General features: G+C 37.7%; 29 protein-coding genes. 12 read left to right on the forward strand and 17 right to left on the reverse strand.

Features of this window, described 5'->3' with window-relative positions:
- Positions 1-4: 4 nt before the first annotated feature.
- Positions 5-1,720, reverse strand: coding sequence for an acyl-CoA dehydrogenase family protein (locus ND855_RS15325; RefSeq protein WP_265359051.1), 1,716 nt, complete (start codon positions 1,718-1,720; stop codon positions 5-7).
- 79 nt (positions 1,721-1,799) lie between these two features.
- On the opposite strand from ND855_RS15325, the gene ND855_RS15330 reads away from it, so the two are divergent.
- Positions 1,800-2,675, forward strand: a complete 876-nt coding sequence (locus tag ND855_RS15330; protein WP_265359052.1) for a molecular chaperone DnaJ — start codon at positions 1,800-1,802, stop codon at positions 2,673-2,675.
- Positions 2,676-2,704: 29 nt separating this feature from the next.
- Here ND855_RS15330 and ND855_RS15335 read toward each other — a convergent pair whose 3' ends face one another.
- The 4 genes from ND855_RS15335 to ND855_RS15350 are packed head-to-tail and all read right to left on the reverse strand — an operon-like array spanning position 2,705 to position 5,808.
- Positions 2,705-3,250, reverse strand: coding sequence for a YceI family protein (locus tag ND855_RS15335; protein WP_265359053.1), 546 nt, complete (start codon positions 3,248-3,250; stop codon positions 2,705-2,707).
- A 22-nt stretch (positions 3,251-3,272) separates the two neighbouring features.
- Entirely contained in the window at positions 3,273-4,001 is a 729-nt protein-coding gene (locus ND855_RS15340) for a hypothetical protein (RefSeq protein ID WP_135605348.1), read from the reverse strand.
- Between the two features lie 26 nt (positions 4,002-4,027).
- Positions 4,028-5,107: a hypothetical protein gene (locus ND855_RS15345; protein WP_265359054.1), complete on the reverse strand. Its 1,080-nt coding sequence runs from the start codon at positions 5,105-5,107 to the stop codon at positions 4,028-4,030.
- The gene (locus ND855_RS15350; RefSeq protein WP_265359055.1) at positions 5,071-5,808 is read right to left on the reverse strand and encodes a SanA/YdcF family protein; all 738 of its coding nucleotides are present in this window, start codon (positions 5,806-5,808) and stop codon (positions 5,071-5,073) included. Before ND855_RS15350 ends, ND855_RS15345 begins: the two co-directional genes overlap by 37 nt.
- On the opposite strand from ND855_RS15350, the gene ND855_RS15355 reads away from it, so the two are divergent.
- From ND855_RS15355 to ND855_RS15370, 4 genes are all read left to right on the forward strand, one after another.
- Entirely contained in the window at positions 5,807-6,820 is a 1,014-nt protein-coding gene (locus tag ND855_RS15355; protein ID WP_265359056.1) for a M23 family metallopeptidase, read from the forward strand. The genes ND855_RS15350 and ND855_RS15355 overlap by 2 nt on opposite strands.
- On the forward strand, positions 6,821-8,836 hold the full coding sequence (gene ligA / locus ND855_RS15360; protein ID WP_265359057.1) for an NAD-dependent DNA ligase LigA: 2,016 nt from the start codon (positions 6,821-6,823) through the stop codon (positions 8,834-8,836). It abuts the gene before it with no gap.
- A gap of 140 nt (positions 8,837-8,976) precedes the next feature.
- Positions 8,977-9,321: an ArsR/SmtB family transcription factor gene (locus ND855_RS15365; RefSeq protein ID WP_265359058.1), complete on the forward strand. Its 345-nt coding sequence runs from the start codon at positions 8,977-8,979 to the stop codon at positions 9,319-9,321.
- Complete coding sequence (locus ND855_RS15370; protein WP_265359059.1) at positions 9,308-9,778, forward strand: SRPBCC family protein; 471 nt, start codon at positions 9,308-9,310, stop codon at positions 9,776-9,778. The genes ND855_RS15365 and ND855_RS15370 overlap by 14 nt, the downstream gene beginning before the upstream one ends.
- Before the next feature lie 32 nt (positions 9,779-9,810).
- On the opposite strand, the gene ND855_RS15375 is transcribed toward ND855_RS15370, so the two are convergent.
- The 4 genes from ND855_RS15375 to ND855_RS15390 all read right to left on the reverse strand — a co-directional run bounded on the left by ND855_RS15375 (position 9,811) and on the right by ND855_RS15390 (position 12,008).
- Positions 9,811-10,377, reverse strand: coding sequence for a hypothetical protein (locus ND855_RS15375; RefSeq protein WP_265359060.1), 567 nt, complete (start codon positions 10,375-10,377; stop codon positions 9,811-9,813).
- Between the two features lie 102 nt (positions 10,378-10,479).
- On the reverse strand, positions 10,480-10,929 hold the full coding sequence (locus ND855_RS15380; RefSeq protein ID WP_265359419.1) for a GNAT family N-acetyltransferase: 450 nt from the start codon (positions 10,927-10,929) through the stop codon (positions 10,480-10,482).
- Between the two features lie 16 nt (positions 10,930-10,945).
- Positions 10,946-11,335 carry a DUF1801 domain-containing protein gene (locus ND855_RS15385; protein WP_265359061.1) on the reverse strand — a complete coding sequence of 130 codons (390 nt, stop codon included), beginning with the start codon at positions 11,333-11,335 and terminating at the stop codon, positions 10,946-10,948.
- A gap of 67 nt (positions 11,336-11,402) precedes the next feature.
- Positions 11,403-12,008 carry a YceI family protein gene (locus ND855_RS15390; RefSeq protein WP_265359062.1) on the reverse strand — a complete coding sequence of 202 codons (606 nt, stop codon included), beginning with the start codon at positions 12,006-12,008 and terminating at the stop codon, positions 11,403-11,405.
- Between the two features lie 77 nt (positions 12,009-12,085).
- Between ND855_RS15390 and ND855_RS15395 the strand changes: the two genes are divergently transcribed.
- The 4 genes from ND855_RS15395 (at position 12,086) to ND855_RS15410 (ending at position 18,941) form a co-directional block, all read left to right on the forward strand.
- Positions 12,086-14,314, forward strand: coding sequence for an ABC transporter transmembrane domain-containing protein (locus ND855_RS15395; RefSeq protein ID WP_265359063.1), 2,229 nt, complete (start codon positions 12,086-12,088; stop codon positions 14,312-14,314).
- Positions 14,315-14,332: 18 nt separating this feature from the next.
- Entirely contained in the window at positions 14,333-15,670 is a 1,338-nt protein-coding gene (locus ND855_RS15400; protein ID WP_322113578.1) for an HlyD family efflux transporter periplasmic adaptor subunit, read from the forward strand.
- Positions 15,667-17,163 carry a TolC family protein gene (locus tag ND855_RS15405; RefSeq protein WP_265359065.1) on the forward strand — a complete coding sequence of 499 codons (1,497 nt, stop codon included), beginning with the start codon at positions 15,667-15,669 and terminating at the stop codon, positions 17,161-17,163. Before ND855_RS15400 ends, ND855_RS15405 begins: the two co-directional genes overlap by 4 nt.
- Positions 17,164-17,240: 77 nt before the next feature.
- On the forward strand, positions 17,241-18,941 hold the full coding sequence (locus ND855_RS15410) for a cation:proton antiporter (protein WP_265359066.1): 1,701 nt from the start codon (positions 17,241-17,243) through the stop codon (positions 18,939-18,941).
- 33 nt (positions 18,942-18,974) lie between these two features.
- Here ND855_RS15410 and ND855_RS15415 read toward each other — a convergent pair whose 3' ends face one another.
- From ND855_RS15415 to ND855_RS15450, 8 genes are read right to left on the reverse strand one after another with little or no spacing between them, the layout of a single operon-like run.
- Complete coding sequence (locus tag ND855_RS15415) at positions 18,975-19,613, reverse strand: DUF1003 domain-containing protein (RefSeq protein WP_265359067.1); 639 nt, start codon at positions 19,611-19,613, stop codon at positions 18,975-18,977.
- 54 nt (positions 19,614-19,667) lie between these two features.
- Positions 19,668-20,408: a 3-deoxy-manno-octulosonate cytidylyltransferase gene (kdsB, locus tag ND855_RS15420; protein ID WP_265359068.1), complete on the reverse strand. Its 741-nt coding sequence runs from the start codon at positions 20,406-20,408 to the stop codon at positions 19,668-19,670.
- 4 nt (positions 20,409-20,412) lie between these two features.
- Positions 20,413-20,940 carry a flagellar basal body-associated FliL family protein gene (locus ND855_RS15425; RefSeq protein ID WP_002972703.1) on the reverse strand — a complete coding sequence of 176 codons (528 nt, stop codon included), beginning with the start codon at positions 20,938-20,940 and terminating at the stop codon, positions 20,413-20,415.
- A 1-nt stretch (position 20,941) separates the two neighbouring features.
- Complete coding sequence (gene motB, locus ND855_RS15430; protein ID WP_012387231.1) at positions 20,942-21,775, reverse strand: flagellar motor protein MotB; 834 nt, start codon at positions 21,773-21,775, stop codon at positions 20,942-20,944.
- Between the two features lie 9 nt (positions 21,776-21,784).
- The gene (locus ND855_RS15435; RefSeq protein WP_100725513.1) at positions 21,785-22,567 is read right to left on the reverse strand and encodes a motility protein A; all 783 of its coding nucleotides are present in this window, start codon (positions 22,565-22,567) and stop codon (positions 21,785-21,787) included.
- A 3-nt stretch (positions 22,568-22,570) separates the two neighbouring features.
- Complete coding sequence (locus ND855_RS15440; RefSeq protein WP_100719985.1) at positions 22,571-22,789, reverse strand: flagellar FlbD family protein; 219 nt, start codon at positions 22,787-22,789, stop codon at positions 22,571-22,573.
- Between the two features lie 21 nt (positions 22,790-22,810).
- Positions 22,811-23,890: a glycosyltransferase gene (locus ND855_RS15445; protein WP_100719984.1), complete on the reverse strand. Its 1,080-nt coding sequence runs from the start codon at positions 23,888-23,890 to the stop codon at positions 22,811-22,813.
- On the reverse strand, positions 23,890-24,684 hold the full coding sequence (locus ND855_RS15450) for an MlaD family protein (RefSeq protein WP_265359069.1): 795 nt from the start codon (positions 24,682-24,684) through the stop codon (positions 23,890-23,892). The genes ND855_RS15445 and ND855_RS15450 overlap by 1 nt, the downstream gene beginning before the upstream one ends.
- 53 nt (positions 24,685-24,737) lie before the next feature.
- On the opposite strand from ND855_RS15450, the gene ND855_RS15455 reads away from it, so the two are divergent.
- From ND855_RS15455 to ND855_RS15465, 3 genes are read left to right on the forward strand one after another with little or no spacing between them, the layout of a single operon-like run.
- Positions 24,738-25,736, forward strand: a complete 999-nt coding sequence (locus ND855_RS15455) for a zinc-binding dehydrogenase (RefSeq protein ID WP_100719983.1) — start codon at positions 24,738-24,740, stop codon at positions 25,734-25,736.
- On the forward strand, positions 25,726-26,262 hold the full coding sequence (locus ND855_RS15460; RefSeq protein WP_265359070.1) for an LEA type 2 family protein: 537 nt from the start codon (positions 25,726-25,728) through the stop codon (positions 26,260-26,262). The genes ND855_RS15455 and ND855_RS15460 overlap by 11 nt, the downstream gene beginning before the upstream one ends.
- Complete coding sequence (locus ND855_RS15465; protein WP_265359071.1) at positions 26,259-26,567, forward strand: LIC13255 family lipoprotein; 309 nt, start codon at positions 26,259-26,261, stop codon at positions 26,565-26,567. The genes ND855_RS15460 and ND855_RS15465 overlap by 4 nt, the downstream gene beginning before the upstream one ends.
- Position 26,568 lies beyond the last annotated feature (1 nt).

Consider the following 26,568-nt stretch of genomic DNA (forward strand, 5'->3'; position numbering starts at 1 on the left):
TATTTTAAAAAGAAAGAAACGTCTCCAGCGCTTTAGGATCAAAAAATACGCCATCTTTTTGTCTTGGTGCTTCGATCCCATCACGAACCATTTCCGCATATCCTTTCGCAAAATATAAGTATTTTGTAGGTAGGTTTGCCTTAACGTCATGGACTGTTTGTTCTATCAATTCTGCCAAAACAAATACTTGGTAAGTTAAATCTGCGATATAAACACGATTCATGTCTTTCCAATCTTTTGACTCTTCTTTTAAACAATAGGTTAATTCCTTTCGTTTTTCTTGGAAGATTGAATGAACAGTTTTTAATTCTGAAATGTCTCCCACATGAGCTATTAATCCATCAAGTAGTGATTGGAATGCAGTATATACTTTTGGTTTTTGTAACGCATGCAAACAATGATCTGTAATGATCAAATGTGTTCCTTCCCAAGTTTCATTGATAATGGAATCATTATGTAATCTTGGCAATGGAGAAAAATCTCCTATAATACCATTTCCACCTAACGTTAAAATTGCTTTTTGTGTAATATAACTTGCTTGGGAAGAAGATTTGTATTTGAGAAGTGGAACTGTGATTTCTGCTGCATCATGATCCATTTCTGCAAGATGAACTGAACGAAAATTGACAAAACTATTTGCAGTTTGTAAAATTTGCATCTCAGCAAGTGTTTTCACAAAGGATGGAAATTCTAAGATTTTTTTCCCGTAAGCTGTTCTAAACTTTGCATATTCGGATGCTTCCATTACGGATCGCCTAGCATTTCCACAGGAACCAAGACCTACATGAAGGCGTGATGTTTTGATGATATATCGAATTAAATTGACAAGTCCATGGCCAGGTCGTCCAAATTCTTCTGCTTCCACACGATCATAAATGATCTCGACAGTAATTTTTCCTCGAGAACCAATGATGTCTTTTTTGCGAAGAATATGATGGCCATTCAGTTCTCCATTCTCTTTGATCCTTGGAACTAAAAACATTCCCACCGTATTGGTTCCTTCCATTTTCGCAGTTGTTACCCACAAATCACCTGGATTGGAACAAAACCATTTTTCTCCAGTTAACTCCCATTTGCCGTTGGGAAGTTTTTTGGCAATGGTTCGGTTGGCAGATACATTACTCCCACCCACTCGTTCGGTCACATATTGTCCCGCCATAAAATGAGACTCACTTCCTTTACCAGCAACCAGGGGTAAGTATTTTTTCTTTTGTTCTTCTGTTCCTATCTTTTTTAAAGCAAGGATCATTCCATCCGTCATTGCCAAGGGACAAGCAACTCCACCTTCTCCATTTAGATTCATCAAATAAGTCAACGCATAACGATGGATATGTGTAAAGTCGTATTTCCATTCTGGGTGGAAGTCTAAATTGACAACACCATGGTCATAGGATATTTTCCGTGCTAATTTTTGTTCTTCAGAGTATTTTATAAAATCAATTCGTTTGCCTGTTCGATCATATTTGATCACTTCCCCATACTTACCTTCCTTATGGCACTCTTCAGTGAGTTCATCTAAAATGCCACCAACCAACTCTCCGTATTTCCGAATGTGATCGACCATCGCTTGTTTGTGAGATGGATTGTATGTTTCTGAATACCTTTCTACCATCCGTTGTAAGGCTGGATCCATATCGTAAAAATTCTTACCTCGTAGTCCTTTGTACTCGGAAATATCAAATGGTTGTAAAGATGGATGTTCAGAAATATGGTGACTCATATCTCCAGTTCAGAAAATGGAATAGGATTCACTAGCAAAAAAGTCACCCCGATATGGAATTGGTTTAAGAGACAAATTTATGGTCCAAAAAACGGAAACAAAAAAGTCCAAACAGATTTTGCATGATGTCATTTTTGAACTGCAAAACGTTTCCGAAGCCATGCAGTGGTTTTTGTCTTATGACCGACTCTCCGAACTCTTAGAAATACGAAAGGAAGAATGCCTACGCAAAGTTTACCAGTTTAAAGCGAGCAAACCACAAATGACACTTTCTGGTGGATTCCATGAAGTTGACGGTGACCTCTTGGTAGATTTTTTAGCTTGGAATTTAGAATTAGATGAAGTTGCGGAAGAGTTTTTAAAAGCTGGTATTTTTTTTAGCGAACGACCGTTATATGAACTTCGTGAATCTTATAAATCTCTCATCCAAAAAACAATCGCAAACCACAGATTGGACCAAGAACTTTTGCTTTTACTGACTGCAGCAACTATCGATTTTGATGATGCAGTGGATTCTTATTTGATGGATAAGTTTGAAATTGATTTTTTTGTTCGTAGGTCCATCCATCAGTTTTTAGAAAAATATGAAATCCATCCGGAATTTGGTGCAGAAGAATTTTTGTATGAATACTTAAAAAGCCTGATCCCTACAAAAATTTTAAACTTTCGTGACATCACTCGAGAATTTAGAGATCGCACCTATTATGAATTATATGGTAGATTTAGAGAAACCAAAAAGAAAAAGAAGAAAAAAGTCGTTCAATCTGTATCTTCAGAAGTGAAAGATCTTCTCACTTTTTTTGATTTAGAACCTGGCGCGACAATTGTTGATGTAAAAAAGAAATTCAAAGAATTATTAAAAAAATACCATCCAGATATCAACAAAAAGGGGGAAGAGATGACCAAACGAATTATATTAAAATACAATCGTTTGGTAGAGTTAATTGGTACCTAGTTGGTTCCATTTGAAGATTTAAAAGAATTTTATTTAAGTTGGAAATGATACTTCACTTGGATTTCATCTTTTGCTTTCATAAAGAGTAACGATGGATTTTCCAAATCAAATTCAGAAAATTTTACGACGACTACACCATCCACTTGTAACTCACCTGCTTCAAAAACTTTTACATTCGCATCGGATGAAAAATCCCTCGTATTTCCATGGATCATCAATTTACCTTTGATGGTATAGATTTGATCGTTTGTTTTCGAAGGTAAAATCGATTCTATTTTGACTTGGATGAGAGGTGAATCGGGATAACCCAATATTTCTTGCATATGGGAATCACGATTGGAATCACCAGATGAAATTTTTAAAATTGGAATTTTGATTTCAAACGGACTCTTTAGATTGTATTTTCCATTTGAACTTTGTAAGTTAAGGTTGCCTAATTGGATCTCCGTACAAACACCTGTTACATTTTTAGTTGTATGTTCGACTAAAAACTCAATCTTCTTTTTTGAAACTTCAATTGCATGTAATTGGATTCCAGACAATAAAATGATAAGTGTTAAGATAAACTTTTTCATTCGAAAAACCATTTCCTTTCCTTTAAAACGTAATCACAAGCAATGCGATCGACATGGCACCAAATCCCGCCCAACCAACTTGTTCCATTTGGTGTGCTGCTCTCGGGCCTTCTTTTTCGATCCTTGCACCTAGTCCAGGTAACAATAACATGGAAGCTAAATGAATCGGAATCATTGCTTTGTGCGCAAAGATTGGACTATAAATTCTTGGCCCATCGGTTTCGTTTTCAACATCCGTGTCAATTTTTGAAGGAGAAAAAAATGCCAAACCTGCCGTAATGGCATACATACTAAACGTTGCCATCGCTAAGTTTTTATGAAGATCGCCAGAACGTTTTGCTTCCCATTCTTCATTTGCTTTTAAGGCAAAATACAATCCGGCATTATTGGTTGGGTCTTTCAGTAAAAAATAATCAGCTGCGATACTATGCCGATTGAGTGGACTCAGTGCCACCAAATACATTGGATCATTTGCAGCATACTGTGGGTTTGCGAGGAGAAGGCCCTGTGCAAACTGGTCTGATTTTCGATACAGAGATTCAGACGCTTTATCACCTTCCAAATTGGTAGCTAACCAAAGGGCTAAGGTTGTTAGACCTGCAATTTGGTGCCATTCTAAAAGATTCCTTCTTCGCTTCAGTGACTCTTTTGTGACAATTGGTTTTTGGTCGTTTTGTAAGTATGGTATGGACTGCGCAAATACTGTGGATGTATAAAATATACAAACCAATAGAACAAAGTATACTCTCATGATTTGAATTTTCTAAAAGAAACTCTTCATTGTAAATAGATAATCTTTCCATCCCATTTATAAAATAGTGGATACAATTTGCAGATGATGGGTGAAGCAATGGAGAACAAAATCCAAATTCTTTTTTCCATGATGGATGCGGATTGCCAATTTTGAATGGATAACAATAGTAGAATGGGTGTAGATAGGATTGCAAAAACACGCCCTGTATCATAAGTCATCATGGAAAGGAGATAACAAAAAACAAATCCTAATAGAGAGATTGGCATTCGGTACATGATGTAAACCACTAAGGGCCATAGTCCATGGAATAAACCAACAGTTCCAAGAAACAATTCCGATTGGTTCATGCGGATAAATTCATTGCCCCACATTTGTGAAAATACAGAAACACGTGTTTGGTTCCAACCAATGGATGTATACGTAAAAATAGAAACTAAAAACAACGTATATAAAACAGATGCTAACAAAAATGCACCGAACAACATTTTGATTTTATCTTGATGATATACCAGATACAAAACATTCACAAGTAACACGAGTGACAACATCTGAAATAGATGATTGGTCATTCCTAAAAATAAAACCAAAGATAAACCAAAGGTTTTTAACTTTGGTAAAAATTCTGAATACAAAAGAATCAAATACAATGATACCAGTAAAAATGTAAATGGATCAGAAAAACCAATCCAAGTTTGAAAGATTAAATATAGTGGGGAAGATGAGAGAAGGAAACAAACTGTTAAACCTAATAACCAATCAAGTTGATAGGAAATCAATCCAACAAGAATGACCCCAGATAGGATTGTAATACAATTTAAAATGAAAACGAGATCCTCTGGTTTTGAAATGAGACCAGAAACCCATAAAATCCAAGGTGTCAAAAATTGATCCCATTGTGTATTTTCTGTCCAAGGATTCTGAATCAAATGGTACATACCAAAATTAAAAACTTTGGCTTCACTTTTTGCAGCAAACAATAGTGGTGGTAACTTCAGTAAGATGATAAAAGAAACAATACTAACCAAAATTGTTTTGGTCAGTTGGTATGAAATTTTTAAGTGGAACTTCATTTCGGAATTGATACCGGTATTGATCCTTTCCAAGTACTCATCCCACTCCCTTCAATGGGATATGGTTTTCCTAAATACTTGGGAGGTGTGTCCCATTGGATGTCCCACCAAGCAAGCATCCTTGCTGAAAATTCTCGAAAGAGATAATACGTTTCTTTTTTATAGGTTCGTAAATTGCATTCGTAACCGTATAACTCTAGTTCTAACTCTTTTCCAAGATACATTGCTCTTGGTAAAAAAAAGGATTGGCTTACAAAAATTGCTTTGGTTACCAAAAATACTTCTTTTGCTCGGATGAGTGTATCCAAAGTCCGAAAACCAGCATGGTCCACAAATATATCATCAGGTTTCACTTGGTGGGACAACATGTACTCGAGCATTGGTCGAAGTTCGTTATAATCTGATTTTCCATTATCACCAGAGAGTAAGATTTTTTTGACCTTACCCGCTTTGTAGAGCTCTAATCCGCAAGCCAAACGGTCCATTAGGATAGGAGATGGAGTTTTTCCATACACGGCAGCACCAGGAACAATGGCAACATCTGCCTCAGGGATTTCCGAAGGATGATTGGTGTGAACTGAATTTTCATACAGAATCCAAAATCCCAAATTGGATGCCAATGTGACAAAACTAAGAATTCCAAAAATAACCAACAATCCCAGAAACAGGGATTTCCACTTGACCCGTGAAAGGAATCGGAGCGTCTTATTTATGTAGGAATCGCGGTTCGTCATGAAGAAAAAAATTAAAGAGATTACGTCTGTTTTTTCACAAGACAATCCGAAAATCAAGAAACAGATTGATAAGGTGAAAGAAAAAGGTCACCAAAGGATGACCATTCTTGTCATCCCCCATGGTTACGATAGTTCCTTCCACTTCCAGATTTCACACTTTACCATCCTATTTTTTTTAGGCCTCACTTTAGGTCTATTGAGTTTAGCAATTTATGGAATTGTTGGTTCCAATAATACACAAACTCAAATCAACCAACTTTCCAAAATTTATGGAACGTATTTTGATACTTATATCACTCATGCCAATCAATTAGAAGAAATGAAGGAAGAGTATTCCAAACTCAACGAAAACATGTTGGAACTCTTTACGTTGATAGATGGGAATGATGAGGAACTCTTAAAAATTCCAGCAGAAGATTGGATTGAATCATCAGCCATTGAATCTTTACAAAAAGAAGAAAAAGAAGACAAACAATTGGATGTAGGTCGTAAGTATCTAAGTGAAATTTACGAATTAAGACAATTAAAACATCGAATGGATAATTACCAACGATTGGCAGAAGCAAATTTTCAATTTTTATACCAAAGGTCAGATATCTTATCTCGCTCTCCATTGTTTAATCCAATGTATTCCTATAATTTAACATCTCCATTTGGAATGCGTAAATCACCTACTACTGGTTATTGGGAATACCACGATGGTTTAGACATGGCAAATGCTGTTGGAACACCTATCTATGCGTCTGCACCAGGGAGAGTTGTTAGGGTCACATACTCCAACGTGGGATACGGACATCATATCATCATCCAACATGATTTCGGCTTTAGTACGTTATACGGTCATTGTTCTAGAATTTATGTTCGTTCAGGACAAGAAGTAAAAGCTGGAGAACAAATTGCAGAAGTTGGAGCAACAGGAAATGTTACTGGACCTCACCTTCATTATGAAATTTTTATTTCCGAGGAAGGAAAAACGGATCCAGAACAATACATGCAAGCGGGAGTATACTGATTGCCTAAAAAAACAAAAGCCGAAGATCCAAAAAAAAGAATTTTGGAACTTCGTAAAGAAATCAATCGTCACAATGATTTATATTATAAAAACAATGCTCCGATCATATCTGACAAAGAATTTGATCTTCTTGTTAAAGAACTCCAAAAATTAGAAAAAGAAAATCCCCAATTAGCAGATTCCTCATCACCTACAACACAAGTAGGTTCAGACCTTAGCCCGCAATTTAGTAAATTCAAACACAAAGTTCCTGTATTATCTTTAGAAAACACCTATAATGAATCTGAACTTTCCGAATGGTTAGAAAAAACCGGTGTGGAAGAAACTTATTCCTTAGAATGGAAAATTGATGGCGCCTCCATATTGTTATACTATGAAAATGGAAAACTTACCAATTGTGTGACAAGAGGTACTGGTGGAATTGGTGATATCGTCACAGAAAATGTGAAAACCATTTCTTCCATTCCACAAAACCTATCAGAGCCAATGAACCTCACAGTTCGTGGCGAAATTTTTATGACCTTCGCTGATTTTGAAGAATTTAATGAAGAGTATGGTGGAAAATTTGCCAATCCTAGAAATTTAGCCGCAGGTTCTATCAAACAAAAAGATCCACTTGAGGTCGCAAAACGACCGTTAAGAATCTTTGTATATGATGTTTATTTTTCTAGTTCAAGAAAAGGAATCAATTCTCATAAAGATATTTTAAATGTGTTAAAAAAAGAAAAATTCCCTTTAGCTCCTGACACAACTATACTTTCTGGAACTAAATTAATCAAAGAAATTGAATCGTTCCGAAAGAAAAAAGATAAAATGCCATTCCCTGTGGATGGACTTGTCATCAAACTTGATTCCTTAAACTTACGGGAAAACCTCGGAGAAACAAGCCATTCCCCTCGTTGGGCGAGGGCTTTTAAGTTTGATGCACTACTAAAAGAAACAACGATAGAAGAAATCGATTTTGCAATTGGTCGTACTGGTAAAGTCACACCACGAGCAAGAGTGACTCCGATTTCCCTTGCTGGAACTACAGTTACTTACGCCACCTTACACAACCAAGACTATATCGATCAACTTGGCGCTGGAATCGGTGCCAAGGTACTCATCTCCAAACGTGGTGAGATCATTCCCGCGGTGGAAAAAGTAACGTTTCCTCCCAAAACTGTTTTTGTTTTACCTAAAGAATGTCCGTCGTGTAACACAAAATTAACGAAAGTCGATGATTCCGTTGATTTGTTTTGTACAAATCGTCATTGCCCAGAAAGGAAACTAAACCAACTCATCTTTTTCTGTAGCAAAAAACAAATGAACATCGAAGGACTTGGCGAAAGGCAAATTCAGATTTTTTTTGAAAAGGGTTGGGTAAAAGACATTCCTGACTTATATACTTTAGAAAAATACAAACCTACCATACTAGAGTTAGATGGTTTCGGAGATAAATCTGTAAAAATCATATTTGATGCTATTGAAAAATCAAAAGAAAAAGACTTTCGATTCACACTTCCTTCCATTGGTCTAAATGAAGTTGGTCCTAAGGTGACTGAAATCCTCATAGAAAATGGTTATGATTCCTGGGATAAACTGCTCACTTTAGCTAAATCAAAATCAGCAGCCGAAGAACTTAAGGCGATCCATGGCATAGGACCACGAACCATAGATGCATTACTCACCCACCTCAAAGACAAAGAAACTTTAAAACTGGTAAACACCCTCATCAAACTTGGTCTTAAATTTGAAGCAGACCAAACCGAAAAAAGCGAATTACAACCATTTGTTGGGCAAAGTTGGTGTGTCACTGGAAGTTTCGAAAATTTCCAACCTCGTGACCTAGCCATGGATCTCATCACAAAACATGGTGGTAAAAAAGTAACAGGGGTTTCCTCCAAAACCACTCACCTACTCTATGGGCCAGGTGCTGGATCCAAACTAGACAAAGCAAAGGAACTAGGCGTGAAATTGGTTTCGGAATCTGAGTTTTTGAGTTTATTGAAAAAAGAAGGGATTAGCATCTCATAACTGGTTCATATTGCTTTCCCACCAACTATAGGCCAAAGATAACTCACTCCACCTAAACTTTTGTGACAATCCCAACACTTTGCACTTAAAGTTCAAAAATCTCCTTGACATGCAGGTATTTACCTGCATAATAAAATTACGTGCAAAAAGAAGGAAAAGGGACAGACCTCATATTCAAGGCAATGGCAGATCCGAACCGGAGAAAGGTTCTAGACCTTCTATTCTCTAAAAATGGACAAACTCTGACCCAACTCTGCGAAAAACTCGACATGCAAAGGCAATCGGCTTCCCAACACATCGAGATTTTGGTCAAGGCAAACCTGGTAACAGTGGTTTGGAAAGGAAGAGAGAAACTTCATTTTCTCAATCCTGTTCCGATTTACGAAGTTTATGAACGATGGGTACGTAAATTTGAAGAGAATCGTTTAGGATTTTTACACGAAATCAAAACACAATTGGAAGGAGAAAGCCATGGAACAATATAACTTTGTTTATGTGACATTTATTTTAAGTACACCAGAAAAGGTATGGAATGCAATCACCGATCCAGAAATCACAAGTAAGTATTGGTCAGATCCTTTGTCCAAAAATCCTGCTCATATCAATGTATCAGAATGGAAACTTGGATCGGAGTGGAAACATGTGAAGATGGATGAAACAAAAACCGTTGATATCGTAGGTAAAGTTTTGGAAATAGATCCTCCTAACAAATTAGTGATTTCATGGTCACGACCGAAAGATAAAGACGATGAATCAAAACACTCTCGAGTCACGTTCGAAATTTCCAATTATGCAAATGGACTTGTTCGATTGACTGTCACTCACTTAGATTTAGACCCACAAATGTTTAATGGCATTTCGTCTGGATGGCCAAGTGTTCTTTCCAATCTAAAAACGTACTTAGAAACAGGTAAGCACTTAGCAGGACATATCCATTTGTGAATCAGTTAGGAGTTATTCCATAAAGAATTGATTTAGTATTTATGAAATTCATTCACAAGTATCACATGTGTATTTGAAAATTCATCGTAGGTAGCATGTAGTACAAATAATCCAACTAAATCGCCAAGTTTCACTTCCGATCGTAAATAAGGAACCAATTGGGATTGAAAAATGAATAAAAAATTTTGGTCTTTGTATTTAAATTTTAACTTAGAATCATAAATATGAATGATGGCTTTCATATTTGGATAAAAAAGAGCAAACGTATCCCTGCTTCCAATTTCATCCGAATCCAAATTTTTTGTTGGATATGCCGTGAGTTTTAATATGATTTTGTTTCTCGAATTGAATATTTTCATTCCTTTCGAATTTTCTTCACTAAAACCTCGTTCTAGGAATTCATCAAACGAAATTGGAAGGTAACTTGAATATTGAAATCCAGTAGAATTGGGAGGAATGAGTAAATCAGGACCTTTATAAAGATCCGATTCACTGAGTTGAATAGTATCGTTTTCATTTGGATTTTTTTGGTGATTGATTTTCTGCTGCGTGTTACACCCAATCACAATTAGGAAAAAGAATGCAAAAATATATTTCATAAATGGCCTCGTAATGACATACATTCATTCGATTCCAAATTTATGTAAACAAATTCAGAGAGAGGAAGTTTCTTAATAAGAGAACTAAAAAAATGAAAAGAATTAATTTAAAGGATACGTGAAGTGTATAACCTCTTCTGGTAGACCACCTGTAGATCTGTAAAAATCCAAAGCATACTCATCAGCTACATCTGCTTGGACAAATACTTCTTCCATGCCCTCTTTTCTACAATATTCATTGATGTTTCGAATTAATGTTTTACCAACTCCTTTTCGTTGCCATTTCGTTTGTACCGCTAAATCAAAAATATAAACCAGTGGTCTTTCGGAATAATACTGTCTCAATAGATAAGCAGTGAGTCCAGCGATTACCTTTCCATCAATTAATGTAACAAACACAAAAAAATCATCTCGTGATAAAAGAGATTGAAGGTAACTCTCGTTTGGCATTTGAAACTGTTTCATTTCAAATACATCTTCAAAAACACGAATGAGATCTAGAAACTCAAACAAATTATCTGCAGATAGTTTTTTTATACTTATATTTAACATGATGGAACGACTCAATTTATTTGAGTCTCTCTAGTTTCCCTTTTCGTTTTACAATGTTTTTATAATCCCACTGTATTTTTTTTGATTGGGTAAGCCATAGTTTTAGATCTTTTTTCTTGATTTGTTTTACATCTGTAAATCGAGCTACTGCTGCTTTAAAACTACCTTCTGGTGTGAGGCCTTCTATCTCAAAACTTTGGCCACTCCAAAAGAGAAGTTGGATACATGATTTTCGTTTACTATAACCTACAATAGGATTTCCATTCAGGAACCAAACAGGATGCCCATGCCAAATTTTATGTTCAGATTTTGAAAGTGATGTATTAATCACATCATACAACAAGTTACAAATTTCTTGTTCTGTTTGGGATAAAGATTGATGATAGTTTTGAATTTCTTTGTCCATCTAAAACTTCACCGTCCTTACCCAAACCTAAGTTAACAAATCTTTGTTACGTTAAAACAATCTGTAATTACTTACAAACTTTTTTCAATGTGGAAACTACTTTCACATCAACTGTAGGCCAAAGTTTACTCACTCCATCTGCACCTTTGTGTAAATCATTACACTCGGCATTTAATTTAGATAAACCTTGTGTTAAACCAAGAGTTGCCACATCCACTGTTCCCACTACTTCTACCGTATCCTCTTTCCATACAAAGTTTACGGGAACTGATGTTTTGAATTTTCCAAATTGAAGGTGTAATTTTGCCGTGCCAGTTTCTCCCGATGAGAGGTCTGAAAAATGACCTGTTAATTTATGATTTCCTTTTACAGATCCAAAGAAAAACTTTTTGATTTTGGCATCACGGTCTGGATTGGATGAGTTCACGGACGAACTGTCAATTTGGAATCGAATTTTTTCTGCGACACCAAACTTTGATTTGTCTTTCGTTTTTCCCGTCACTCGAATGTTATCAAATTTACCTTTAACACCTGTTTTTTCAGTAAACTTGAACGCTGTCCATTCTAAGTTGGTTTTGTTCGGATCATACTCATATTCACAATTTTCTTCTGCAACAATTGGCCCCAAAATGCCGACAATGAATAAAGCTAAAATAGAATAAAAAATTTTCATAGAATCCTCTATCCAAAAATAGAAAATCAAAAACTAAGTTTTGTCAAGAGGAGTCTAAAGCACGAATTGAAATTCACATGTTAAAATTAATAAAATCGTTGCTTCGCCATTTCCGAAGCCAACTCTTCAAAACAAAGGAAATCGAACTTCCCATACGACTTTCGACTGGTGAGTCTCTCGCTCAGTCCATTTTAGATTTTTTATCCGAATCTTTAAGTATCCAATCTGTCCCTAGCCAAATATTGGAAGGTTTCCGATCACTTCGTAGCAAATTCCCACATGAAGCAAAACTGGAATTCCTCGATTACTTAATAGCAGCTTCTCACCAATACCAAATTAAACTTAACTTCGTCCAAAAATCCATTTTGGAGATTCGGAGTTATATCACAAAAGAAGCACCTTTTTTATTTCAAATTAAAAATAAGGAACTTGGTCTTCCTGAATTTTATGCGATTTTAGGATACCATGCATCCTCTTATCTCATACGACCTTTACACAATCATATTGGTGATGAAGAATGGGTTTCCGAAAAAGAATTTCTAAAAGTATTCGAAATCAAATCAACAAAGGATGTTGTGGATTGGATTGTCGCAGAACCAATGTTTCCCTTTTCATCGCAAAAGGAATCTCATTCCACATCCTCTGCAGTCAAAAATGCAATCAAACAAATTTATCATCTCATACGCATTGAGTCAAAGGATGTTTGGATTGTTTTTATTTATGGAATTGGAATTGGAATTTTATCTTTAGTTGTTCCAGTTGCAACCTCTTCCTTAGTCAATATTGTTGCCTTCGGGGTTTTATTACAACCTGTCATCATTCTAACTTTCTTAGTTGTCTTCTTTTTGGGTTTTGCAGGAGCAATGCAAACCATTCAAATTTATGTCGTAGAAATTTTACAAAGAAGAGTGTTTGTTAGGATCGCCACTGAGTTTGCTGTTCGTTTTCCAAGGATCAAACAAGATGCCTTAGACAAACACCATAATCCTGAACTTGTGAATCGATTTTTTGATACAATGACCATTCAAAAATCCATTCATTCATTATTGGTTGATGGATTAGCAGTTGTCTTAACAACCGTTATCGGATTCGTACTCATCTCATTTTACCATCCTATCTTTATTGTTTTTTCTTTGTTTATATTGGTTGTTGGTGGTTACGTTGTAATCTACCAACTAGGAAAACCTGCTTCTGAAAACTACATCAAAATTTCAAAAGAGAAGTATAAGGTAGCTGCATGGCTCGAGGAAATTTCGAGGCATTCCGCTTTATTTCATTCTACGTTTGGGTCTCATTTTGCAATTGAAAGAGCAGATTCTATTATCCGCGATTATCTTTTTGCTCGTAAAAAATACTTCTCTGTTTACATCAAACAAATCATTGGACTTGTCGGCATACAAGCGTTAGCAAGTGCAATTGTCTTAGGGATTGGTGGTTATTTGGTCATTCATAGACAACTTACAATTGGACAATTAGTTGCCGCAGAATTAGTGATTGCAAAGGTTCTAAATGATATATCCAAGTTTGGAAAACAATTGGATAGTTTTTATAGTTTAATAGCAGCAGTTGATAAAATTAATTCGGTTTTCCATTTACCGACATTAACTGCTAAAACAGTTCCTTTTGAAATTCCGAAAGGACCGATCCAGGTTCAATTATCAGGAGTAGATTATTCACTTGCCAACGGACATAAAATTTTCAACCAATTCAATTTAAAAGTCCAAGCAGGAAAAACAATCGGTGTCACTTCCAATACACCTTACGATGCGCATATCTTACTTGATTTACTCAGCGGACTAAGAGAACCAAACTCTGGAATTGTTGAATACAACCATCAAAATATCCATGAAGTTTCAAAAGAGCAGATTCAATCGTATACAGTTCTCATCAGAGGGAATGAAATTTTTGAAGGAACGATTTTAGAAAATATCCGAGTGGGACGCGAAGAAATTTCTCTGATTACAATACGAGATCTATTAGAAGATTTAGGACTTTGGAAAACAATTCAATCTTTACCACAAGGAATCCACACACAACTGTTAACTTTTGGGCATCCTTTTGACAATGTCCAATCTGCATTGTTAATCCTAACAAGAGCTATCATTGGAAATCCGAAACTGATCCTGATTGATGGAATTCTTGACCAATTACCACCACCTTTGTTAACTTCTTGTTTGAAAGTTTTGCTCCAAAAAAATCGGGAATGGACAGTATTCATTGTATCCAAATCACCAACCATACTGGGACAAATGGACCAAATCCTGCGCTTAGAAGATGATTCTCATTCCTTAAAGGTTAATTCATAATCCACTATGAAAACGAATATGTCACCCAAATGGAAACTTCGCAAAAATCTGCCATCATATCGATTGGTACAAACTGCGCTTCCAGCACAAAGTTTAGCTTATATCTTAACGGTTATTTTTTTTCTTAGTGTTCTCATCTTACTTTATGTTCCATGGCAACAAACCACTATGGGTTTTGGAAGAGTCGTGGCATATGCGCCACTAGATCGCCAACAAGTAATTGAATCTCCAATTAGTGGTAGAGTTGTTAAATGGCATGTCCATGAAGGTACTCGTGTTAAAAAAGGAGATCCTATTATTGATATTTCGGACAATGATCCCAATTTTATCACTAGGATTCGCGAAGAAAGAAATGCACTCTTACAAAGACTCGAAGCTGCTCGCTCCAGAGAAGATAACATCCGTTCTAGGATATTAAGTTTACGTTCGTCAAAGGGAAGTGCTGTGAGTGCAGCCGATTCTCGTATGATGATGGCGAGGGATAGAGTTCGTGCCAGCGAACAAGCAGTAGATGCCGCAAAAGCTGCCTTAAAAACAGCAAATCTCAATTTAGACCGCCAAAAACAATTATGGGAAAAGGGTTTAACTTCCAAACGTACATTAGAACTTGCAGAACTTGATCATACAAATGCAGAAACCGGTCTCGATCGTGCAAGGGCAACTTATGATGCCGCTGTCAAAGAAGAACGAGCATTAAATAGTGATACAGGAAAAGTCCAACAAGATGCTGAAGCATCTATTAATGATGCAAAGGCATCTCTTGCTTCTGCACAATCTGAGGTTGCGAGAGTTTTAGAAGAACTACCTAAATTAGATGCAAGGTTATCAAGACAAGAAAATCAGGAAGTGTTTGCACCAAGAGATGGAACCATCATGAGAATCCTTGTGAATCCAGACACACAACAAGTGAAAGAAGGTGATGGAGTTGCCATCCTTGTCCCAGATGCGGAAGACAAAGCTGTAGAGTTATTTATATCAGGGAATGACATTCCGTTAGTTGGTGAAGGAAGAAAAGTTCGTTTACAATTCCAAGGGTATCCAGTTTTACAAATCAGTGGTTGGCCCGAAACTGCTGTTGGTACTTTTGGTGGTGTTGTCAAACTAGTGGACATCACTGACAATGGATCAGGAAATTTTCGTGTCCTTGTAATCCCTGATAATGAAGATCGACAGTGGCCTTCGAGTCGTTACCTCAGACAAGGGGTAAGAGCAAAAGGATGGATTTTTCTCAATCGAGTCAGTGTTGGTTATGAATTGTGGAGAAGGTTCAACGATTTCCCTCCAAATTTACCAATGGATGATCCTGAAATGAAATCGTTGTTAGATGAGAATGGAGGAGGAGAGAAAACAAAATGAAAACGCTATTAAATCGATTTTTATTGGCGTTGTTATGCCCATTTGGGATGTTTTTTTCTTTTTTATTGGAAGCGGATCCAACAAAAGATCCGTTCGAATCCTTACATGGACCCAACATTTATACACAAGATTATATCAACCAACAACCAGGAGTATTAACTCTTTCAGAACTATTAAGGTCTGTTGAAAAATCCTATCCCCTTGTCCTAGCTGCTGAAAAACTATTAACAGAAACAGAATACAATTATTTAGCAGCTGAAGGTGCTTTTGATTTACAATTCAAAGCTATGGGTACAACCAAACCAATTGGATATTACACTAATAATGGCGCGGACACTGTGTTCGAAAAACCAACTCCACTTGGTGGGACATCATTTTTTGCTGGATACCGAATTGGTCGTGGAAAATTTCCAGTTTATGACGGACGAAGAGAAACCAATGAATATGGAGAAGTAAGAGCTGGTGCTGTTGTTCCACTCATGAGAAACCGTGAGATTGATAAAAACAGAGCCGACCTTAGGAAAGCAGACATTGATCGAAAACTTGCTGAGTTATCAATCCAAAAGTTAAAAATTGAAGTAATCAAAGAAGCAACCAAACGGTATTGGAAATGGGTTGCAAGTGGCCAAGAATACTTGGTCAACAAAGACTTGTTAGAGATTGCAAAGAACAGACAACAACAAATAGCCCAAAGAATCAAGTTAGGTGATATTCCCAAAATGGAAGGTACAGAAAATGACCGTGCCATTTTACAAAGGGAATCACAATTTGTTTCTGCTGAACGTGAGATGCAAAAAGCAGCAATTGATTTGTCTTTATTCTTACGTGCTGCGGATGGAAATTTGATTTTACCATCCACAGACAGATTGCCCATAGGATTTCCAAAACCGATTGATTACAAAGGGCTTGAATTAGACAAAAGCATCAAACTCGCATGGAAGTTCCGACCAGAAATCCAAGACTATGAATTCAAACGAGAAAAAGCACGAGTGGACCAGGACATGGGTTATAACTCACTCAAACCACAAGTGGACTTGGTGGTAGCAGGATCACAGGACTTAGGGCCAGGTTCAGTCACAAGGTCTAAACCAGAACTAGAAGCTTCACTTGTCTTGAATGTCCCCATCCAAACAAGAAGGCCTCGTGGGATGATTGGAGCGGCAGAAGCAAAAATTGCCCAACTTGACCAAGAATTACAATTTTCAAAAGACAAAATCAAAACCGAAGTACAAGACGCAATCTCAGAAGTCATTGCTTCAGCCAAACGAGTGAACGTCACACAAAATGAAGTAGAACTTGCCAGAAAACTAGAAGAGATGGAACGGGAACGTTTTGCTTTGGGAGATTCTACACTTTTATTTGTGAATATTCGCGAACAGACAAGTGCGGAAGCAGCCGTGCGTGAAATTAAGGCATTGTACGATCATCATGTCGCAGTTGCCAACTTCCAAGCATCTACAGCAACTTTTTTGCAAAATTCTCCTTCTCCTTAGTCGTATTTCTTATGTAGAAAAAAAAACGACTTTCACATCTCACTGAATTCCTAAAATTTTCCCTAAAGAAGGTATCTATGCACGGGGAAGAGTCACTTTTACAAGACATTGGTCTCAGTATTATATTTGCTACAGTTTTGAGTCATATTGCTCGCATTCTCAAACAACCGTTAATCTTAGGTTACATTATCGGTGGAGCGATGCTTGGGAAAGAGATGGGATTCGAACTCGTTACCAACGAAGCAAGTATTGAACTCATTTCCGAAATTGGACTCATCTTACTTCTTTTCATCATTGGTCTTGAGATCAATCTTGCGGAACTCGCTAAAATGGGAAAGGCGATGTTCACACTCGGTATCTTACAATTCACTTTATCTGTTGCTTTTGTATATTCTGTATTTCCATTTTTTGGTCTTTCTATTGGTTCTGAAAAATTTGACCTTCTTTATATTGCCGTTGCTCTCTCCTTAAGTTCGACGTTAATTGTTGTTAAATTATTGCAAGACAAGGTAGAGATCAACACTCTCTCAGGTAAATTAACCGTTGGGGTTTTGGTTTTCCAAGACATATGGGCTATTTTGTTTATGGGTGTACAACCCAACCTAAACAACCCTGAAATTTTAAAAATTCTATCTTCTGTTGGAATCATTGTACTACTGATTGCGTTTAGTTTTAGTGTCAGCCGTTATGTATTAGCTAAGTTATACAAAGCATGTGCCAGTAGCCCGGAATTAATACTTCTAACATCAATTATGTGGTGTTTTTTAGTTTGTGGGATCGCTGGAGAAGCGGGTCTTTCCAAAGAAATGGGAGCACTTGTTGCAGGTATGAGTATTGCAGCTTTTCCTTATGGTGCCGATGTGATTTCCAAACTAATTGGTATCCGAGATTTTTTTGTGACTCTCTTTTTTGTGGCTCTTGGATTAAAAGTTCCGCTTCCCAGTTTAGAAGTGATTGGGTTATCTGCTGCGATTATCGCACTCATGTTATTTGTTAGGATGATCACCATTGCCCCAGTCATCATCAAACTAAACAAAGGTGTAAGGAATGGGTTTCTTACGGCACTAAACCTTGCTCAGATATCTGAATTCTCCCTCGTAATCTTAGCATTAGGTGCTGGTTTCGAACACATTACTCCCAAACTACAAGCTGTCATTTTAACTTCGACAATCATCGCATCTGTTTTATCTACTTACATCATTATGTTTAACCATAATATTGCAGCTACTTTTGAACGATTACTCGCTCGCGTGGGAATCTCAGACCAAACGGAAGACGCTAGTAAAGAAGAGAAAGCCGGTCATGGTGGACACGGTGGTCATGGAGACGGAATGGTGCGTGACATCATAGTCCTAGGATACTTTCGGATTGCCCGTGCCTTTGTAGAATACTTAGAAGACTTATCACCATCCCTCATCAAACGGATCATCATTGCTGACTACAACCCTGCTTTCAAAGACGAACTCACGAACAAAGGGTTCCAATGGGCGTACGCTGACCTTGCTCATCCCGATTCCTTATCTCATATCGGTCTTCATGATGCTTCAATGGTCATTTGTACCATCTCTGATTCCTTTCTCAAAGGAACAAATAACAACCGTTTGCTTTCCACTCTTAGCAAATTAGCACCGAATGCTAAAATCATTTTGACGAGTGATGAGCCGGGTGAAGCAAAAAAGTTAGTCGCTGACGGTGCACAAAAAGTCATCATCCCAGGTGTGATCACTGGTGAATTTTTGTATGAATACATTTCGCGAGGGATGCGAAATAACAACTAAGAGAATTACATGATAAAATGAAGTTTCAGAACCTTATCTGATTTTACTTCGAATTTCGCTGAGAATTTCGATTTGAATCGCTTGGATTTTCATCATTTTTGACCATTGGTCCAGTAAAAGATGGTCAACTTTTTCATGTAAGGTTCTAATTTCAATTTCAGATTTTAGATTAATTTTGTAATCATTCTCTGAACGAATTCTATCTTTCACCTCTTGTCTGTTTTGGCTCATCATAATGATGGGTGCTTGTATCGCGGCAACACAAGATAAAATTAAATTCAAGAGTATAAATGGGTATGGGTCAAAGGCATGGAAATAAAGATAAAAACTATTTCCCAAAATCCAAAGGATTAAGACAGAAAAAAAAGCGATAATAAATTTCCAACTTCCGCCAAAGGATGCAACTTTGTCTGAAATTTTTTCACCCCATGTGATTGCTTCCGTTTTTAACGAGGTATCTATCGTCAAAATTTCGTTGTCATTAATACTTTTGATAACTTCTCTTTCTAGATTTTCAATATTACCTTTTTCTTCTTCAACCAAATTGGTAATATACTTCATTCGAAATCGATTAAAATCATTTTTACAAATTTTACTTTGTTCATTCCAACCGGGAAAATCAGAATGAATCAATTCTACGATTTCGTCACCAATTCCAATAGCGCTGATCAATTGATTTTCTCTGAATGATTTTTGACACACAAAACAAATGTTGTTTTCCATGGACTAAATCAGACCTTTCTCTTGGAACTCTCTTTTCACCACTTCTAAATCAGCAGGAGAATCCACTCCCAAATTGGCTTTCTCTGCAAGAAACACTCCTATCGTTCCACCATTCTGCAAAGCACGGAGTTGTTCCAATGACTCAAACATTTCCCAATCAGAAGGAGGCAATTGGTTATAGGACATTAAAAAATCACGTTCATACGCATAGATACCAAGATGACGGTGGTATTTGGCATCACCTTTAAAGGAAGCAGGGATAGGAGAACGAGAAAAATAATTGGCTCTCGAGTTTCTGTCGAAGACCACCTTTACTTTGTTAGGATCTTTCGGATCTTCAGAAGGAGAAAAAGGAACAGCAGCAGTAGTCATTTCCCAATTGCGGTGTTTGGTTTTTAAAGTCACCACACCATCGATGAGGTCTGTTTCCATTCCTGGTTCATCACCCTGGATATTTACGATGATTCCGTAACTAGGAAAGTTTTCTGCGACTTCAATGATACGATCAGTTCCCGTCGGATGGTCGGGACTTGTGAGAACAGACTCCCCTCCAAATCCTAATACAATATCATGGATTCGTTTGTCATCTGTTGCTACCACCAAACGGTGGAAAGACTTTGATTTTGATGCATGGGTATAAGTCCACTGGATCATTGGTTTTGTTCCAATGAGGGCCAGTGGTTTTCCTGGAAATCGTGTGCTCGCGTAACGCGCAGGAATCACACCGAGAATCTGGTCGGACATAGTCCTAGTTTACCAAGAACTCGGTAAAGTAAACCTCTTTGATTTTTCCATTTGTCAAAATGTGATTTAAGTGGGCTTTGATTTCCTCACGCAAATCCAATTGGTTCGTAATGGATTTTAGATCATCTTTTGTCTTACGAGCTATCACCAAGTTGATGATGTTCTGCATTTGAGCCACACGAGCTGCAAGTTCTGCAGAAAGTGCTGGTTGGCCTGATTCAAATCCAAGAGACATCTTTAACTTCACAAAGTGTGACTCTCCAACATCAGAAGTATTCACTCGGAACTCTTCCTGAAATGTGTAAACTTCCAAAGGAGGTGGAGCTTTCACAAGTGAGATATTCTTTTGTTGTTTGAAAACACTTGTTGCTGTTTTCTGAGCAACAAACATCGATATTACGGTTACAATGATAATTCCAAAAATGGCCGCAGCGATGTACAATAACCATTTGACAATGGGGGACATCCCAGCAGAGGCGGAACTACCTTCGGCTAACCCACCTTCTTCTTCATCTACTTCACGGTCACCCATGTTAAAATTCTCCTTCTACATTTGTTTCAGTGTTCGGCAAACGAGTATCAGGAAGTCCGTATTTACTTTCTCCTGGTCCTCGTTTTGTAGACTTCTCAGTTAAAATGATGATATCCACTCTTCTGTTAAAAGCCTTTGCTTCTGGTGTACCTTCATTTTCCAACACAAGAGGTCTGTAGGATCCAAAACTTACTGCTTGGAACCAACTAGGCTCAATTTCTTCTGCATTGATCATAAATACAGTGGCGTTCACCGCCCTAGCTCCCGCCAAATCCCAGTTATTGATATATTCTCTTTCTTCACGACCAGGACGACTCACTGGATTCACAGCATCATCATCACTATGCCCTTCTACTCGCACAAAACGTTCGAGTCCCTTGATAAGACCTGCAGCTTTTCTTAACGTTTCCCGGATAGCAGGCGTTAGGATAGCTGACCCTGGATAAAAATAATCAGCACCTACAAGAGATATCACAAGACCTCTTTCGTTTTCCGAAATACGCACCTTTCCAGCTTCTACTTCTGGTTTGAATACTTCTTGTGCATCTTTTTTAGATTTGGATAAGTTACGACCTACTACTTGGGAAGGCAAAGATTCAATTTGCATTCCCATCTCTTCCAATGAACCTTTTGATAATGTTTGTCCACCAGTGAAAAATCCTGTGGTGGATTTAAATGCCGAGAGAATGATTTGCATTTCCTTTGCATCTGTTTTCCCTGTTGTATACAGAAGGATAAAGAAACAAAGGAGAAGTGTCACCATGTCCCCGTAAGTTGCCATGAACTCGGGAACTTTTTGGATACACTCAGGGCATTTTTCTTTTTTGGAAGCCATGGTTAAGGATTAATCTCCATCATCTTTTAAGGCAACACGTTCTGCTGGAGTTAAGAAACTCGCAAGTTTCTCTTTTACAATCCTTGGGTTATCACCTGATTGGATTGATAAAGTACCTTCCACCATAACTTGTTTGATCACAAGTTCATCTTCTGATCTACGTGTTAACTTTCTTACCACTGGTGCCGCAAATAAGTTCTGTGCAAGAGATCCGTATAATGTTGTAATAAGAGCTGTCGCCATACCTTGTCCAATGGCACTCGCATCCCCACCACCTAAGTTCTTTAACATCCCCACAAGACCCACAAGGGTCCCAAGCATCCCGAACCCTGGCGCAAAACCAGCGTAAGCATCCCACCAACCACGACCATAAGCATGACGTGATGCAGTGTTTCCAATTTCTGTTTCCATGATGTTACGGACAAGTTCGGGATCCGTTCCATCCACTACGAGTTGGATTCCTTTCTTTAAAAATTCTTCCGGTAATTCGTTGATATCATCTTCTAAGGCAAGTAAACCTTCGCGTCGTGCTTTTTCAGAGAAACTAACGAGTGTCGTGATGAGACCAGGTAAATCTGAAGGTGGATTTTGGAAGGCTTTTTTGGTCACCGCACCCACACCAATGGTGGATGTCCAAGGAAATGAAATGATCGTGGCAGCTGCAGCTCCACCAAATGTAATCATTACCGAGGGAATATCGATAAGGTCTGTTAATGCAAGACCCCCTGAAACCACCCCTAATAACATCAAGGCCGCTCCTAGGGCCAAACCAATGACTGTAGCTATATCCATTTCTTATGTTTCCTCAGGCCTTCTATCACTCACTCGAGGCAGGTTGTGGATTCTTGTTTGGTAAGTGATTACCTTTTCCACAACGTCCGCAACAGACTCTTGTACAATGAATTTCTTTTCATTCACAAGAGTGATGATCGTATCTGGATTGGCTTCAATAGTCTCAATCAAATCTGCATTGAGAACAAATTCAGCCCCTTTGAGTCGGTGTAAAATGACCAAGAGATCCCCCTTCAGAGATTTCTATTTATGTCTATCGACTACCTTTCGAATTTCGCTTACGAATTTTTCTTCCGTGAATCGATTGATGGAATTTTGGAAATCCCAACGTTTGAATTGGATTTTTTCTGCCCGTTTGATGGCATCGTTTAAGGATTTTACGGTCTGTTCTTCAAAAAAGACACCAGTTTTGCCATCTTTTACCGACTCGAGTGCCCCACCCTTTCCATAGGCGATGACCGGAGTGGCGTAAGCCTGGGATTCCACTGGTGTGATCCCAAAGTCTTCCATTCCTGGAAAAATGAACCCACGTGCCTTTTTGTAGAGTTCTACGACTTCCTGGCGAGGTAACCCTTTTTTCCAAAGGATATTTTTGGGAAGATTTTTCGTGAGTTTCCCCTCTTCCTGCCCCCCACCTACAAGGATGAGAGGTTTTCCATTTTCACGGAAGGCTTCGATGGCCAAGTCAATTTTTTTATAAGGAGCAAAGGCAGATACCATCAGATAATAATCATCTTTGGAATTATCATGCACTCGAAAGTCTTGGGGCAAACATGGAGGATAAATGATTTTATAATCTCGTCGGTAATACTTTTGTATCCGTCTTCCCACAAAATGCGAGTTACATGTAAAATAATCCACACGGTTTGCTGAAGCAGCATCCCAGGTGCGGAGGTAATTGGCAATGGATTGTAATAGAAAAAATTTAAAACCCTTCCTCGCCGGGAAATAGTCATAATACATATCCCAGACATAACGCATGGGACTATGAACATAACTCAAATGAAATGTATCGGGATGAGGGATCACTCCTTTTGCAACACAGTGAGAAGAACTGATCACAACATCATACCCTTTTAGGTCTAATGTTTCAATCGCTGTTGGAAATAACGGCAAATAATATCGATAGTATTTTTCTTTGAATGGTAAGTTGTTGGTGAAGGCTGTTGTGATCTTTCGATTTTCAATTCTTGCATTCAGTTTGCCTTTAGAGTAAAAAAGACTAAACAAATCTGCTTCTGGATAAGCTTTTAACATACTATCGAGGACAACTTCGCCTCCTCGCATTCCAGTGAGCCAGTCATGTATAATTGCAACTTTCATTATTCTTGTGGTCCAATCCTTCTTCCTGTAATCGGCGTTGTACGGCCGTAATACGAGGCTGTTATTAAAAATGGAATAGGCATGGTGTTCTCCAAATTTCTAGAACTTTCCATATACCTTCTTCCTTCTTTTCCTATCGTTTCTGCGTCTTTGATGGTCGCAAGAAGTTCGTCATACATCTCAGTACTTCCAATGATTTTGGGAATTGTACCTTCTGTTTGGTTTAATTTATCGGTGATGGACCGAAAATCCAATGTGATTTGTCTCAGGTCAGATCGATTTTCTTCCATCGTGGCCGAAGTTGCTTTGAAGAAATCATCAAAATACCTTGCAGAGGGTAAGTAATCAGGAGATTTTTCCCCTTCACGAAACGTAGGTTTAAAAAAGGGACGTTTCCCGTCAGAACTACCTGGGTTGATATTTATGATCCTTCCAGAAAATAATGTCACAGTTTGGAAATCCACTTCATAATTATCCCAAAGAGTAAGTGGGTCTTCGAGTGCAATGTGTAATTCGATCGCATGATCCATGTTATGGTCAAGGAACCGTCTGTCAGGAACATCCATCAGTGGCCTTGAGTCAATATGGGCAACATACCCTTTTTGGATTCCAAGGATTCTTACTTCTGTCCCTTCTTTGATCCCATCAATACGTGAATAAAATAACGATAGTCGGTAAGGGTATTTTTTAGTGGGCCTGTCTGGTTGGACGACAGTCGTAAAAAATGCAAAAACTAAAATCGAAAAAAATATGATACCAGTGATGGTTTCGTTATTTAATTTTTTTGATTTCACGGGGGACTCAAAGTACTTTCCCTCAAAAGAAAGAGTTGGCAAGCAGATTTTCCGTGAGTGAATGGGATGAGATGAAAGCAGTCACCATCCTCAAATACGATGAAATCGAACCACAATTGGAACTCCGTGAAAAAGAAATTCCAACACCGAAAGAAAACGAAGTTAGGATCAAAATCCACCTCTCGCCCATCAATCCATCGGATTTGATGTTCATTCGTGGTTTGTATGGATTCAAAAAAAAAGCACCTGTCTCTGCAGGATTTGAAGCCAGTGGAACCGTCGATGCAGTAGGAAGTGCGATCAAAACATTAAAAGTGGGGATGGCTGTTTCCTGTGTGGCCCCTCAAAATGATGGGTCATGGGCTGAGTATATGATCACAACGGAAGACAACTGTTTACCGTTAGTGGATGGTGTGACTCTCGATGAAGGATCTAGTTTTTTTGTAAACCCAATGACCGCTTGGGCGATGGTATCTCGATGCCAAAAAGAAGGACACCAAGCAATGATTCAAACAGCAGCTGCAAGTGCCCTTGGCAAAATGGTGGTTCGCCTTTGTAAAGAGAAAGGAATTCCACTCATCAACATCGTTCGAAAAAAAGAACAAGAAGATACCTTAACTGAAATTGGTGCAGAACATATTTTAAATTCCAGTTCACCTAATTACCAAAAAGATTTATTCAAACTTTCTAAAAAACTAAATGCAACGTATGCTATCGATGCAGTCGCTGGCGAAACAGCACAATCCTTAGTAGAATGTATGCCTTATGGGGCAAAAATAGTTTGTTATGGTGCTCTGTCTGAAAAACCATTTTCAGTGAACTCAGGGATCATTCTTTTCCAAAACAAAAAAATTGAAGGTTTTTGGCTGTCTTCATGGATTTATGAAATTGGATTGGAAGAGTTTCAGAAACAAGCAAAAGAAGCACAAAAATACTTAAAGACTGTTTTCCAAACAAAAATTAACAAACGATTTAAGTTTGAAGAATACAAAGAAGGTTTAGAATTTTACAAACAACATATGACCGAAGGGAAGGTAGTTTTTGGTCCGTAACTTTGTAAAACAATTTGGAATCTATTTTTTTGGTTCATTGGTACTGATCAATTGTATCAGTGATACCAAAAAAAATTTAGAAAGTCTAAAGGCGTGTAAGTTTGATTTGGTGGACGTTCGTGTCGAATTGAAACCAAATCCTAGTTTTCCTTTGATACCACTTCTTGATTTGTACCCCCAAGTATCTGTTACAAATCCAAATCCTACAAAAGTCAGTATTTACGAATTTGATTTGGATATCGAACTCGTAACAAACCAAGGAAAAGAATACATTGGAAAACTCCAAAACCAAACTCCAGTGGAAGTAGAACCAAATTCAGAAACACTTGTTGTTTTGAAACTAGTTCCCGAACAAAATGGTTCCCTACTTCCCAAATTACTTTTGTTAGCAAAACAATTGGGAGAGGCTGCAAAAAAAGGGGAAGAAGCAGAGTTTGAAATTTATGGAACTGTACAAATTGATAGTGTATTCGGAAAATTACCAGTGCCTGTTCGGGAAGTTTCTCGGATCAAACTGAAACGATGAACCAAAAACTTCTCTCCATTATTCTTTATGTTAACATCACTTTGGTATTCTTTAGTTGTATCCAACAACGAGATGATTTATTTTATTCTGCGCAAGAAGGGAACCAAAAGATTTTTGAAAAGTATACTTTAAAAAATTCAGCATGCGGTTCTAATAAATTACCTGGTGCTCTTGCTTTAGGCAGAGTCAAAATTGACGATGCAAATCTTTGTTTTAGAGCCATTGAACTCACAACTTGCCCTGCTTGGAATACCGAAGGGTACACTCCTGATTCTTGTAAGGCGATCGGAACAAGTTTTCGTTAAC

It is taken from the genome of Leptospira paudalimensis (assembly GCF_026151345.1).
GTDB classification, from domain to species: Bacteria; Spirochaetota; Leptospiria; order Leptospirales; family Leptospiraceae; genus Leptospira_A; species Leptospira_A paudalimensis.